Below are 13274 nucleotides of genomic sequence, written 5' to 3' on the forward strand. Positions count from 1 at the left end.
CCAATGAGACCGGGACCTAATCGAGCCCCGTACGCCCCACTGTGCGGCTTTGCTTTTTTAATGCCTGATGTTTTTTATTATCCAGTCGCTTTTGCCGGGAGGCTACAGATGGCTTGGTGGCCATCCGGGCTTTCCTTGGAATCAATGCCTGATTAACTAGCCGGTTCATTTTAAAAACTGCCGCTTGTTTATTACCCAGCTGTGTCCGCTCCGACTGGGACTTAACCAGTAAGATACCCTCAGCAATGACTCTGGAGCCAAGCGCCGAGAGCAGTACTGCTTTTTGCTTTTCAGTCAGCAGCTCGCTATGATGGATATTCCATCGTCCTTCCACCATGGTCTCCACTTTATTAACGTTTTGACCACCTTTTCCTCCGCTTCTGGCTGTTTTAAAGGTTATTTCCCCAGATATATCTATGTTTGCCATGACTTTCGTTCACTTAACAGTTAATGGTGCATTAGGCAAATACCAGTCCATAATGGCCGGCAACGCTGATGCAAAGGGCAAAATTATAAAAGAATTTAAAAAAAACACAAAACATGCGTATCCTGTTACAGCGGGTGCAAAAAGCAAGCGTTACCATTAATCAGCATCTGCACAGTCAAATTGGCCCCGGTTTATTATTATTACTAGGCATTGAATCAGCAGATACCAGTGAAGATATTGAATGGCTGGTAGGCAAAATAGTACAGATGCGTATTTTTAACGACGAAAACGAAGTAATGAACAAAAGCATTCTGGATGCAGGCGGAGATATTTTACTGGTCAGCCAGTTTACCCTGCATGCCAGTATCAAAAAGGGCAACCGGCCTTCCTATATTAAGGCGGCCCGCCCCGAGATTGCCACCCCTCTTTATGAAGCAATGATATCCCGACTATCCAAAGCGCTGGGTAAAAATATATCCACCGGTAGCTTTGGGGCAGACATGCAGGTGGCACTGATCAATGACGGGCCTGTCACCATTTGGATGGACTCCAAAGACAGAAAATAACCAGGAGCTTATTTACAAAATCCACCCAAAACGAGTCAAAATGAATTGATTTTAGCCAAAAGGAGTTCAAAAAAAGCCATTTTGGCCTATTTTTGGTTAAAACTAGCTTTAGGATTATCTGAATCTCAAATGTAAAAAGTAAAGGAATAAATCATGAACAGTTCGCAAGGCAATACCCATACAGCTGATATAGAAAAAGCTCCGCACGAGAATGCTGTGCCGGCGCCTTCCCTCACACTGGAACAGGCCCAGACAAAAGTGGATGAGTGGATTAAGACGATAGGTGTCCGGTATTTTAACGAACTCACCAACCTGGGCATCCTGATGGAGGAAGTCGGAGAACTCTCCCGACTCATGGTCCGCCAGTACGGCGAACAATCCTTTAAACAAAAGGAGACGCATCTTAATACCAAGCAGGCACTTAGTGATGAGATGGCCGATGTCCTATGGGTGCTGCTCTGCCTGGCCAACCAGACAGGCGTAAACCTCACCACCGCCTTGCAGCAGAATTTTGATAAGAAAACTATAAGAGATAAAGATCGTCATAAAAATAATCCGGCACTCCAGACAGAAAGCGGCCGTTAATAAACCGGCCAAATTGCCGGCATCGACTTTTTTTTTGACCCAGGACCTACAACAATATGATTAAAAGAATCAAGCATATTTTTAAAGTACTCAAACAGACGATCAGTGATTTTTCAGAAATCAATATTATGCGCATGAGTGCTGCTCTGGCCTATTACACCATTTTCGGGCTGGCTCCTATGATTATAATTGTTTTGTCCCTGTCCTCTTTTTTTGTCCGTAAAAAACCAGCCGGTTATATATTTAACCAGCTTAATGAATTATTGGGTGCCAACGCTGCCAGCCAGGTTCATCAGATGATTGAAAATGTATTATCCCAAAATTCAGGAACCATAATGCAGATTGTGGGGATCATCGCCCTTGTGGTATCTGCTACCGGAATATTCACCGAAATACAGGATTCTATTAATGTTATCTGGCGCGTGAAGGCCAAACCCAGAAAAGGCTGGCTGAAACTGGTCTTGAACCGCCTTTTAAGCTTCTCCATTGTTCTAAGCCTGGGTTTCATACTATTGGTATCCTTATTGGTCAATGCCATTATTGCGGCCGTTATGACCCGGTTTACTGATATCTTTCCCCAGACGGAAGTATTCACCTCCTATCTTATCAATATTGCGCTTACTTTTTTAACCATAACCAGTCTGTTCGCCATTATCTTTAAAGTCCTGCCGGACGCCAAGGTAAAATGGAGAGATGTCTGGAATGGCGCCTTTACCACCGCACTATTATTTATGGGCGGTAAATTTTTAATCGGTTATTATCTGCAACATAGCTCCATCGGCAGCACCTTCGGGGCAGCGGGCTCTGTCATTATCATCCTTTCCTGGGTTTATTATTCTGCCATCATTCTGTATTTTGGCGCCGCCTATACCCGGGCCAATGCCCGAATTAAAGGCCGCATGATCTATCCTAATGACTATGCCGTCTGGATTCAGACGGTAGAACAAAAAGCAGATCAGCCTTTAAATGTCGCTCCTACAGATATAAAACCCGAGCAGCAAAGTTCGGCAGAAAAGCAAATAATTGAAGGAGCAGTAAAAGAACATCCCGATTTAAAAGAAAAAGCAGCTCCCCTGGCTGATCGTAAAAATCAAAATGAGGTGACTGCTGGCGGGCCTTCACCAAACACAGCTCCGTCAGAGTAGGTGGCCGTTTATAACGCTAAAAATCCTCTTAACAGACCTGTTTTGAATCAATCAAAATGGGGCCCTGCTTCAATCCTTTGATCAGTCGCTGTCTAGGCATTTTGCCATTCTGACAGCAGTTACTGAAGTTGTTTGAGTTAATGAAGCTTCCGGTTTTGCGGCTGACCATTCAACTTTTTTTGCCACATCTGTTAATAACTTTTGGCAGTTTTCCTGGCACGAGTTTCGTACTTTGCAAGTAAAGGAGGAAAAACAACCAATAACCAGCGGATCTGGCTCTAATTAAGGCAGGGAAAATACTGGTAAAACCATATCATCTTTTACCATCTTCCTCAAGCCATGTTTATGTAACTGTTGTATCCACAGCTCTTATCAACTGTACAAAAATGCAACGGCTGCGGCCTGCAACCTGACTCAGTGATCTGAACGACCATACAGCAACTTTTTAACCTTTAATTTATTTATTTTGACAGACACCATTATTCACCTTGACACATTGAACCCCATTGAGTTCTTTGGGGTAAACAATGCCAAACTAAATCTTCTTAAAAAAAGATTCCCCCTTTTGAAAATACTATCCCGTGGTACGCAGATTAAGCTCAGTGGCGCCGCAGAATATGTAGAAGAAGCGAAGGAGAAAATCAATCTGATGATTAAATACATGGAGCGCAGCGGCGATCTGAGTGACAGTTATTTTGAAGAAATCCTAGGTAGCGTCGATGAAGGCAAAGTAGATCATTTTCTGGAAAAGCATCCCAATGACGTATTGGTCTTTGGTCCTAACGGCAAAACCATAAGAGCCAGAACCGCTAACCAGAAAATGATGGTACAGGCCGCTGACAACAATGACATTGTCTTTGCCATCGGACCAGCCGGTACAGGTAAAACCTACACAGCAGTGGCTATTGCCGTCAGAGCATTAAAAAATAAAATCGTCAAAAAAATCATTCTGACCCGTCCGGCAGTAGAGGCCGGTGAAAGCCTTGGATTCTTACCCGGAGATCTGAAAGAAAAGATCGATCCATACTTACGGCCTTTATATGATGCCCTGGATGACATGATTCCAGCAGACAAACTAGGTTACTACATGAGTAACAGAACAATAGAGATAGCACCTCTTGCATATATGAGGGGCCGTACCCTGGATAACGCTTTTATTATCCTGGATGAGTCCCAGAATGCCAATGATTTGCAGCTTAAAATGTTCCTCACGCGTATTGGCGCGAACGCCAAAGCCATCATTACAGGTGACCCGACACAGATAGATTTACCTAAGAATCAGCGCAGTGGGCTCTGGAAAGCGGTTTCAATCCTAAAAAAGATAGATGGCATTGCGCACATTGAGCTCAATGAGGAAGACGTAGTCAGACACCGACTTGTTAAACAAATCATTAAAGCTTATAACAAGGCAGACGAGGTAGAAAGCGGAGAACAGCATTTTTTCAGCCATAAAAACGGTACAAAAGAAAAAAATGCATAATCTTTGCATACTTAAAAGAAAATCGAAAAAATGAAGAAAAATTCTATCTGGCTGGCCGCCTTACTGATGCTGGCAGTGACTGTTTACTCTTGTAAATCATCCACTTCTCCTTCAGATGTGGCTAAATCATTTGAAACAGCCATGCTGCACAATGATTTTACCAAAGGTAAAACCCTGGTGACCGCAAGTGATCAACCGATGCTTGATCAAGGTGAAGAAATGACAAAATCAAATCCTACACCTGACTCCATTAAAGCAATTCTGAACGGTGCGGAAATTACAGCTTCCAACGAAAAAATGGAAAACGACTCCACTGCAACAGTAGACGTCAAAACCGTTTTCAAACAATCTGTAATGGGTCAAAAAGAAACAACCAACACCTATGTGCTGAAAAAAGAGAAAGGTGCCTGGAAAATTGACCTGCAAGCAACCATCAAAAGAGTAATGGAATCCTATGGTGCAGCCATGCAGGGTCAGGGTGCTGACAGCCTGGGTGCCGGAGCAGGTCCTGATGCCGGAGCAGTTGATTCTGCTGCAGGCCCGATTTTGGATTCTCTGAGCAAATAGTATGCTTTACTGATTATAGAACCATTTATATACGGGAAAGTCCTGACTTGAGCGCGTAAGCGTAAAAGTCAGGACTTTTAATTTTTTGGGATTGACGGATGACAGCGGTTGTATGACCTCAAATCCCGCATGAAAGCTTTGCCAAATCCCCTATTTTTGTCCTATGGATAATCATCAACAAAACCCTGAATCAATCAATACGGCCAGTCACAGCCGCAACAACAATGTTCGCATCATACTCGGCAGCACTTCCACGCTGGCAGGACAAAGCTATCTGGCCTATTTAAAGGACACTTTAACCCTGCATTTTGCAGGTATCAGTAAACTGTTATTTGTCCCCTATGCAAGACCTGGTGGCATTTCTCATGCGACTTATACAGAAAGCGCCGCACGTTTTTTTGCTACCCTGAATATTGAGGTGGAGAACTTAGGCGCCACCTCAGATCCTTTGCAGGCAGTAAGCAGGGCCGAAGCCATATTTACCGGAGGCGGTAATACATTTTTACTGGTAAAGACCTTACATGAACTGGGGCTGATGACTGCCATCCGTGAGCGGGTATTACAAGGCGTCCCTTATCTGGGTACCAGCGCCGGCGCTAATATTGGCGGTCTGACCATGGGTACGACCAATGATATGCCCATCGTTTATCCCCCTTCTTTTAACACCATGGGACTGGTGCCCTTTAATATCAACCCTCATTTTATCTCCGGCCGACTATCAGCAGATCATATGGGTGAAACCAGGGAGACCAGAATTCAGGAATTTCTGACCCAAAATAAAATGCCGGTCGTCGGATTACCCGAAGGAAGCTGGATACAGGTAAATGGAGCTATCATTACCCTGGAGGGCACAAAAGCCGCCACCATTTTTAAAAAGGACGGACAGCCTTATGAACTCACACCCGGTAGTCGGCTGCTGCTCCAATAATAAAATATAGATGGAGGATTTTATCGGTACTTCTAAGGCTTTTTTCAGGGAGTCTGCTTGCTTATAACCAATAACAAAAGTCTCAGCCGTGCTGAGATTTTTGTTATTGGAGTACTTATTTTATGTAGCAAGATGATTAAAAAACGCTTCATTAATGGTTGGAGAGATCCAGCTGTAAAAAGACCAGGTCCAAAAAACGGCCAAACTTAAAACCCACTTCCTTCAGATGTCCTACCTGTATAAACCCGTTTTTTTCATGAAAACGGATACTGCCGTGATTTTCGGCGTCTATGCCTGCAATCATACGGTGTAACCCGTCATTTTGCGCCCTTTCAATCAGAGCGGACAGCAGCATCTGTCCTATCCCAGCTCCTCTGTGAAATTCATCCACGTACACAGAATGCTCTACGGTAAACCGGTAACCATATTTTGGTCTGAACTGACCATAAGTCCCATAGCCCACCGTCGCCTGACCTCTGAGGCAACTGAAAACCGGCATCCCTTGTTTTCTTTGATTTTCCAGCCAGTGGGCACAGTATGCCAGGTTCCTGGGCTCCTCATCATAAATAGCCGTGCTGTTTAAGATGGACTCATTCATGATTTCCAATATAGCAGGTAAATCCTGCGGCTCTGTTTCCCGGATATAATATGTTTGTTCCATTTGCATTTTCTTTATCAGGTCAATCGCCTAAGTCAGTTTTATGACTCATTCATGCCTTAGCTATTTGATTTTATTAAACTCCGCCCTTCAAAGTTCCCAAAATTACGGCAATAAAAAGACGATTATTTTCCCCGTTGAGGCAATCGTTTTTCTGCATGGTTTTCCGGTGGCTTTTTGATGCTATTTTCACCTTGAATTAAACTGATTTATCTTACTTTTGTCACACTATCCGGTTAATTGTAAAAAGGGTTTAACCGTATTTATTTTACCTTTTTTAATTAAAAGGTAAATCATTCAAAAACAAAATTTATGAAGAAGATCACATTATTTTTAGCTGCCGGTTTACTACTGTTGGCCGGTCAGGTCGGAGCACAGGATTTACATCTGGGTCTGAAAGCCGGTGCCACCCTGGGTAAAATTGACGGCCAGGATTTTAAAGATGGTTTTAATTTTGGCATCCATGCCGGTGCGTTTGCAGAAATCGGCCTTGGCGAAAAATGGGGTATCCAGCCGGAAGTGCTGTTTAATCAGACTAAAACAGAAGTGAAGCAGGATATTAATGCAGGAGATGTTTTAAACAGGGCTACAAAAGGCCACCTGAACTATCTGAGCATTCCGGTTCTGTTGAACTTTAAGCCCGCTAAGATTCTGACCTTACAGGCAGGACCTCAGTTCGGCATTTTAATGAATAAAGACAACAGCCTGGTTCAAAACGGCAAAGACGCGTTCAAAAGCGGAGATTTTGCCATTGATCTGGGTGCGCAACTGAATCTGGGCGGCTTTAAAGTATATGGACGTTATAATATCGGCCTGGCGGATACCAAGGTAAGCGATGTGACTGACCAGTCTAAATGGACCAACCAACAGATCCAGATCGGTATCGGTTATGTCATCCTTTAAGACATGCATGACGACTAAATTTCTTTAAAACAGCTGTTTAAAAAGCGGCGGAGCAGATAATCGGACAGCTCCGCCGCTTTTTTGTGCGGAGACATATCCCCTGAAACAAACAAGTATTCGTTATCTGGCCCTCCCCATTTGAACCGTTAAAGATCAATAGATTAGAAGAATCACCTCTGATTTCCCCTGACAGCATAGCCCTGTTTTTAATTAGGGATTACTCCGGTTAGCGATAACCGGCCTTTAAAATGCGTGCTTTTTCGAAAACAAGTGCCTGAAACGGCCTGTTTTATATAAAGATTTCTATCAAATCCGCCTGATTAGATGCGTATCTTTCTTAATTTCGTGCTTCGTTTATTGTAAGAATCCAAAAAATCGTTACATACTCAAATAAAAACAACAAAGCTACAAATGGAACTTTCTCATGAACAACTGCGGGCCATTGCCCAGCAGTATGGCACTCCGGTATATATTTACAATGCCGATCAGATTGCCGGTCAGTTTAACCGGCTGCAAAATGCCTTTAAAGGTGTCAATGCCCGTTTTTTCTATGCCTGTAAGGCACTGACCAATATTAATATCTTAAAGTTCATGAAAAATCTGGGCACCAACCTGGATTGTGTCAGCATTAATGAAGTAAAGTTGGGCCTCGCAGCCGGGTTTAAACCTAAACAGATTATGTTTACTCCAAACAGCGTTGCTTTCTCTGAACTGGAAGAAGGTAAGGAGCTGGGCGTAAATATCAATATTGACAATATTTCTTTTCTGGAACGTTTTGGTAATAAGTACGGAGGCTCCTATCCCATCAGTATACGGCTGAACCCGCATATAATGGCCGGTGGCAATTATAAAATTTCTACGGGTCACGTGGATAGCAAATTCGGGATTTCTATTCACCAGATGCGTCATATTGAGCGGGTCGTTCAGTCTACCGGACTGCATGTCAAAGGGCTGCACCTGCATACAGGCAGTGAAATCAAAGACATCAATATCTTTTTAAACGGCCTGGATGTCATGCTGGACATCGCCCGTCATTTTCCGCAGGTGGAATTTTTAGACCTGGGCAGTGGTTTTAAAGTACCTTATAAGGATGGTGAAGCGTCTACGGACGTAGAGCTGCTTGGCCAGAAAGTGGGAGAAGCCTTTGCTAAATATGACAAAGAGCTGGGCAAAAAACATCAGATCTGGTTTGAGCCGGGTAAATTCCTGGTCAGCGAATCCGGTTATTTTGTTGTAAAAGCAAATGTCATCAAACAAACCACCGCCACGGTATTTATCGGGGTCGATTCTGGTTTCAACCACCTGATTCGCCCTATGTTCTATGAAGCCTATCACCGGGTTGAAAATATTACTCATCCGGATAGCGATGAAAGAATCTACACCGTCGTGGGTAATATCTGTGAGACGGATACCTTTGCATGGGACAGAAAAATTGCAGAAACCCATGAGGGCGATCTGCTCTGTTTTTATAATGCAGGCGCCTATGGTTTTGAGATGAGCAGTAACTTTAATTCCAGACTGCGTCCGGCTGAAGTGCTGGTTCTGGATGGCAAAACCCATCTGATCCGTAAAAGAGATACGTTTGAGGATTTGCTCCGTGGTCAGGTGGAAGTGATTTAAAGACTGAATTTCAGAGGGTCGTTCTTAACACAAGAATTTAACGGTAATTTCTAAAAGGGTTTATGGTTATATGAGGCACGCTGGTTAACTTTATCTTTATCAAAGTGTTGAGCACCAAATCCTTCGTAAAATGCTGTAAGTTCCCACTTTGTACAATGACTAGATATGATTGAACTTAAAGACGTACAAAAAAGCTTTGATGACAAGCAGATTATCAAAGGAGTATCCATGACCTTGGATGCCGGTAAATGCAATCTGATTATCGGGTCAAGCGGCAGCGGTAAAACGGTATTGACTAAATGTATTGTCGGGTTATTCACCCCTGAACAGGGCGAGATCTTATATGAAGGCAATGATATCGTCTCCATGGATAAAAAAGAGCGCAAGGAACTCCGCCAGCAGATTGGGATGCTTTTTCAGGGGTCGGCCCTATTTGATTCCATGACGGTGGAACAGAACGTTATGTTTCCTCTGGATATGTTTTCAGATTTGAACTATGAACAAAAACGGGCACGGGTTGACGAAGTGCTTTCCAGGGTCAAGCTGGAAGAGGCGCATAAAAAATACCCTGCAGAGATCAGTGGCGGGATGAAAAAAAGAGTGGGTATTGCCAGAGCCATCGTCCTGAACCCAAAATATCTTTTTTGCGATGAGCCAAACTCCGGACTGGATCCTCAGACCTCTTTACTGATTGATAAGTTAATCAAGGAGATCACTGTAGAATTCAATATGACCACTGTGGTGATTACCCATGATATGAATAGCGTGATGGAAATCGGAGACCATATTATTTATATGTATGAAGGCCATAAGCAATGGGAAGGGTCTAACAAAGAAATCATCTATTCAAAAGATGAGAAACTCAATAACTTCATTTTCGCATCAGAATTCCTTCAGGATGCAAAAAAAATGCGGATGGAAGAAGTAAGCAAAGGACAATAGCAGAATCCTTTGGTTTGCCTGTTCCTGCATACGGGAAAAAGATAAAAAATAGGATTACAGGCAGCCTGGAAAGCCAGACTACCTGTAATCCTATTTTTTTGGGTATCGTGGCCCTGATATCTGTGTGGCATCACACTTTTTTTTAGGAGCGCTCCACCTGCATTCCTGGGACGCCCCTGATTTATCCCTCTTTGAGCGCCAATTTCCCCTATTTTTCCATAATTTCTCCATCTGACATAAATTATTTACCTTCAAAACGGGTGCTCTTATAACAGTTCTCTATTTTTGTGTTTCCAAACACTTCATACGATGGCATCATTTAAAAATAAAGTAGTAGTCATTACCGGCGGATCCGAAGGGATTGGCAAGGCGCTGGTACATGCCTTTTTGGAGGACGGGGCTAAGGTGGCTACCTGCGGCCGCAACTTTGATAAACTCTATCAGTTGCAAACACTCTATCCCAGTAAGCCCTTATTGACCCATACCGCAGATGTAAGTAAGGAAAGTGACTGTAATCAGTTTATCCAAAAAGTCATCAAAGTCTATGGTACCATTGATATTCTGATTAATAATGCGGGAATTTCCATGCGGGCGCTGTTTGAGGAAACGGAACTGGATACTTTGCGCAGACTCATGGATATCAATTTCTGGGGAGCAGTATTCTGTACCAAATTCGCCCTGCCCTTTATTATAGAAAACAAAGGAACCATTGCGGGCATTTCTTCCATAGCAGGCTTCAGAGGCTTGCCTGGCAGATCGGGATATTCAGCCTCAAAATTTGCTTTAAACGGCTGGCTGGAGTCACTACGCACTGAACTGGCGGACAGTGGCGTGCATGTTCTAACCGCCTGTCCCGGCTTTACGGCATCTAATATTCGTAAAGTCGCTTTGAATAAGGACGCCAAGCCGGAAGCAGAATCCCTGATGAAGGAAGAGAAAATGATGAGCTCTTCTGAATGTGCGGCTCATATCTTTAAAGCGATCGAAGACAGGAAGCGAACCCTTATTTTAACCGCTCAGGGTAAGGAAGCCGTTTGGCTCAACCGGCTATTCCCATCTTTGGCAGACAAATTGATTCATAAATTTTATTTTAAAGACGGCAGCCTGATCAAATAAAGTTGACAGGATCTGAATTAAGATGGCGATTATAACCTTATCGACAGATATCGGCACCAGCGATTTTATTATCGGCGCTTTTAAAGGGCAGCTACTGACAAGTGGCGCAACAGGCTCTATTGTAGATATCACCCACCAGCTGTCCTCTTCTAATTTTGCAGAAGTAGCCTATATCTGTAATAATGCATTTCACTTCTATCCGGAAGAGACGATCCATATTATTGTCACCAGTCTTTTTGAATATGAGGACGGGCATTTTCTGATTGCCCGTTTTAATAAACAGTATATTATCTGTCCGGATAATGGTATTTTAACGATGATCACCCATCAGACGCCTTTGGAAGTTTATAAATACGAGCTGTCCGGACCCACTGAACGCACGACAATGACGCTGTTAAGCCAGTATGCGAAGGCTGCGGCGCAGCTGTCCAGAGGACGCTATCCTATTCAATTAGCAGAAAAATGCACGGATTTTATTGAGCGATATCCGATACGTCCCACATTCGGTGATGACTGGATTGATGGCCAGATTATCTTTATCGATAAATTTGAAAACGTCGTGGTGAATATCTCCAAAGAAGAATTTGAGGCCTGCAGGAAAGGACGCTCTTTCGCCATTACCTTTGGCCGTAATTATGCCAGTAACCAGATCACTAGAATATCCGAGAATTACAGCAGTGCCAGCAAAGATGAATATTTGGCCAACTTTAACTCGGCCGGGCTGCTGGAGCTGTCCATCCGGGGCGGTAATATGGCCGGCCTGTTCGGTCTGCAGGGCTTTAAAGAGGAAAACCAGCATGTTCAGCAATTATTGAATAGTACACAGGGCGGTCAGAAGCGCAACTGGTTTTATCAGACGATCCGGATCTTTTTCACTTAAAAGGCTTTTTTAGATACATCCATTTACTCATCTCCCAAAATTCCATTTACTTGAAATATTATATGATCGCAGGAGAAGCCAGCGGAGACCTTCATGGCAGCAATCTGATCCGTGCCATGCATTCGCTGGACGAAGCCTTAGAGGTTCGCTGCTGGGGCGGGGATAAAATGCAGGCCGCAGGTGCAACCCTGGTGAAGCATTACCGGGATCTGGCCTTTATGGGATTTGTGGAAGTGGTCATGCATCTTAGAACCATTTTTAAAAATCTGGATGATTGCAAGGCGGATATTCTATCCTATCAACCCGACGCGCTCATTTTAATCGATTACCCCGGGTTTAATTTAAGGATGGCTAAATGGGCCAAAACTCAGGGCATTAAAGTCATTTATTATATCTCCCCACAGGTCTGGGCCTGGAAGGAAAGCCGGGTGCCTGCCATGAAAAAAAGCATTGACAAGATGCTGGTCATTCTGCCTTTTGAAAAACCATATTTTAAAAATAAATTCAACTGGGAGGTAGATTATGTAGGCCATCCGCTGGTGGGGGCCATAAAGGCCTTTAAAAATAACCCTGCCAGCCATTCACTGCCCGAAAACCTGGAGTCAGCCCTGGAAGGTAAGAAAATCATCGCTGTTCTACCGGGCAGCAGAAAGCAGGAAATCGCAAAGAAACTCCCCATTATGCTAAAGATGGCGCAGCATTTTGCGGATTATCAGTTTGTGGTCGCTCAGGCTCCTTCACTGGATCCCGGCTATTACGAACCTTTTTTGAGCCCCTACCCCAATGTAATGGCTGTTACCGGCAAGACTTATGCGTTACTGATGCGGGCTAAGGCCGCCCTGGTAACCTCAGGCACGGCCACGCTTGAAACCGCCCTTTTCAAGGTTCCGGAAGTAGTCTGCTATAAAGGAAGTGCCATCAGTTATCAGATTGCCCGCCGGTTGATTAAGGTTAAATTTATTTCCCTGGTAAATCTGATTATGGACCGACTGATTGTGCGGGAGCTGATTCAGGATGATTTAAATGAACAAAACCTCAAAACAGCGCTCAAAAGCCTGCTGGAAGACCCCGCAGCGTCGGTTCAGCTGCAAAAAGACTATAAAGACCTGGAAGATATTCTGTCCGCCGGTGGAGACGCCTCTTTAAATGCCGCCCGGGCAATTAGGCAATTTACCAGCCATAAACCCTGATAACGCTGTCCTGGTTTTCTACGAAGGCTAGCACCCCCGTAATGACCTCCAGAAAAACCATAGAACCGCTTTCTTTAGCGGCCGGTTCAATTGACCTGTACATCTCACCTTACCCCAGTGTCATTCTCTGAACATCCCTGCTGGATTTGACCTTAAATTAATTAATAATTGTCCTTTATATTTTGGCTATAATATCCACAATTATACCGTATATTTAGGCTGAGAAGTATATTAAAATCAAAATATCCAAAATATACATCAATAGCC

The 13274-nt window shown here is 43.7% G+C and carries 13 protein-coding genes and 1 pseudogene; 12 read left to right on the forward strand and 2 right to left on the reverse strand.

Going from position 1 to position 13274, the window contains the following annotated elements; genetic code table 11:
• Positions 1-16: 16 nt before the first annotated feature.
• Positions 17-403 (reverse strand): annotated as a pseudogene (gene arfB, locus BLU80_RS15295) (alternative ribosome rescue aminoacyl-tRNA hydrolase ArfB); the annotation flags it as partial.
• Between the two features lie 137 nt (positions 404-540).
• Between arfB and dtd the strand changes: the two are divergent.
• From dtd to pepE, 6 genes are all read left to right on the forward strand, one after another.
• A complete protein-coding gene (gene dtd / locus BLU80_RS15300; protein WP_091400197.1) occupies positions 541-993 on the forward strand; it encodes a D-aminoacyl-tRNA deacylase in 453 nt (150 codons plus the stop codon).
• 153 nt (positions 994-1146) lie between these two features.
• The gene (locus BLU80_RS15305) at positions 1147-1578 is read left to right on the forward strand and encodes a nucleotide pyrophosphohydrolase (protein WP_091400200.1); all 432 of its coding nucleotides are present in this window, start codon (positions 1147-1149) and stop codon (positions 1576-1578) included.
• Between the two features lie 56 nt (positions 1579-1634).
• On the forward strand, positions 1635-2723 hold the full coding sequence (locus tag BLU80_RS15310; protein WP_091400202.1) for a YihY/virulence factor BrkB family protein: 1089 nt from the start codon (positions 1635-1637) through the stop codon (positions 2721-2723).
• Positions 2724-3288: 565 nt separating this feature from the next.
• Positions 3289-4203 (forward strand): PhoH family protein, encoded by a 915-nt coding sequence (locus tag BLU80_RS15315; RefSeq protein ID WP_244518962.1) that lies wholly within the window; start codon positions 3289-3291, stop codon positions 4201-4203.
• A 30-nt stretch (positions 4204-4233) separates the two neighbouring features.
• Positions 4234-4770 (forward strand): DUF4878 domain-containing protein, encoded by a 537-nt coding sequence (locus BLU80_RS15320; RefSeq protein WP_091400207.1) that lies wholly within the window; start codon positions 4234-4236, stop codon positions 4768-4770.
• A 163-nt stretch (positions 4771-4933) separates the two neighbouring features.
• Positions 4934-5698 (forward strand): dipeptidase PepE, encoded by a 765-nt coding sequence (gene pepE, locus BLU80_RS15325; RefSeq protein ID WP_091400209.1) that lies wholly within the window; start codon positions 4934-4936, stop codon positions 5696-5698.
• A gap of 151 nt (positions 5699-5849) precedes the next feature.
• Here the strand turns inward: pepE and BLU80_RS15330 are convergent, their stop codons facing one another.
• A complete protein-coding gene (locus BLU80_RS15330; protein WP_091400265.1) occupies positions 5850-6359 on the reverse strand; it encodes a GNAT family N-acetyltransferase in 510 nt (169 codons plus the stop codon).
• A 309-nt stretch (positions 6360-6668) separates the two neighbouring features.
• On the opposite strand from BLU80_RS15330, the gene BLU80_RS15335 reads away from it, so the two are divergent.
• From BLU80_RS15335 to lpxB, 6 genes are all read left to right on the forward strand, one after another.
• Positions 6669-7259 (forward strand): porin family protein, encoded by a 591-nt coding sequence (locus BLU80_RS15335; RefSeq protein WP_091400211.1) that lies wholly within the window; start codon positions 6669-6671, stop codon positions 7257-7259.
• Positions 7260-7670: 411 nt separating this feature from the next.
• Positions 7671-8879: a diaminopimelate decarboxylase gene (gene lysA, locus BLU80_RS15340; protein ID WP_091400213.1), complete on the forward strand. Its 1209-nt coding sequence runs from the start codon at positions 7671-7673 to the stop codon at positions 8877-8879.
• A gap of 165 nt (positions 8880-9044) precedes the next feature.
• Positions 9045-9821: an ABC transporter ATP-binding protein gene (locus tag BLU80_RS15345; protein ID WP_091400215.1), complete on the forward strand. Its 777-nt coding sequence runs from the start codon at positions 9045-9047 to the stop codon at positions 9819-9821.
• A 309-nt stretch (positions 9822-10130) separates the two neighbouring features.
• Entirely contained in the window at positions 10131-10937 is an 807-nt protein-coding gene (locus BLU80_RS15350) for an SDR family oxidoreductase (RefSeq protein ID WP_091400217.1), read from the forward strand.
• A gap of 22 nt (positions 10938-10959) precedes the next feature.
• Positions 10960-11817: an SAM hydrolase/SAM-dependent halogenase family protein gene (locus tag BLU80_RS15355; protein WP_091400219.1), complete on the forward strand. Its 858-nt coding sequence runs from the start codon at positions 10960-10962 to the stop codon at positions 11815-11817.
• Positions 11818-11867: 50 nt separating this feature from the next.
• On the forward strand, positions 11868-13007 hold the full coding sequence (lpxB, locus tag BLU80_RS15360) for a lipid-A-disaccharide synthase (RefSeq protein WP_091400221.1): 1140 nt from the start codon (positions 11868-11870) through the stop codon (positions 13005-13007).
• The last annotated feature ends 267 nt before the right edge of the window (positions 13008-13274 follow it).

Source organism: Arachidicoccus rhizosphaerae, from assembly GCF_900107765.1.
Taxonomy (GTDB): Bacteria; Bacteroidota; Bacteroidia; order Chitinophagales; family Chitinophagaceae; genus Arachidicoccus; species Arachidicoccus rhizosphaerae.

Bases quoted from the DNA above. Each gene is read 5' to 3' on its own strand.
- dtd (WP_091400197.1), top strand. From the start codon at position 541: ATGCGTATCCTGTTACAGCGGGTGCAAAAAGCAAGCGTTACCATTAAT.
- BLU80_RS15305 (WP_091400200.1), top strand. From the start codon at position 1,147: ATGAACAGTTCGCAAGGCAATACCCATACAGCTGATATAGAAAAAGCT.
- BLU80_RS15310 (WP_091400202.1), top strand. From the start codon at position 1,635: ATGATTAAAAGAATCAAGCATATTTTTAAAGTACTCAAACAGACGATC.
- BLU80_RS15320 (WP_091400207.1), top strand. From the start codon at position 4,234: ATGAAGAAAAATTCTATCTGGCTGGCCGCCTTACTGATGCTGGCAGTG.
- pepE (WP_091400209.1), top strand. From the start codon at position 4,934: ATGGATAATCATCAACAAAACCCTGAATCAATCAATACGGCCAGTCAC.
- BLU80_RS15330 (WP_091400265.1), bottom strand. From the start codon at position 6,359: ATGGAACAAACATATTATATCCGGGAAACAGAGCCGCAGGATTTACCT.
- BLU80_RS15335 (WP_091400211.1), top strand. From the start codon at position 6,669: ATGAAGAAGATCACATTATTTTTAGCTGCCGGTTTACTACTGTTGGCC.
- lysA (WP_091400213.1), top strand. From the start codon at position 7,671: ATGGAACTTTCTCATGAACAACTGCGGGCCATTGCCCAGCAGTATGGC.
- BLU80_RS15345 (WP_091400215.1), top strand. From the start codon at position 9,045: ATGATTGAACTTAAAGACGTACAAAAAAGCTTTGATGACAAGCAGATT.
- BLU80_RS15350 (WP_091400217.1), top strand. From the start codon at position 10,131: ATGGCATCATTTAAAAATAAAGTAGTAGTCATTACCGGCGGATCCGAA.
- BLU80_RS15355 (WP_091400219.1), top strand. From the start codon at position 10,960: ATGGCGATTATAACCTTATCGACAGATATCGGCACCAGCGATTTTATT.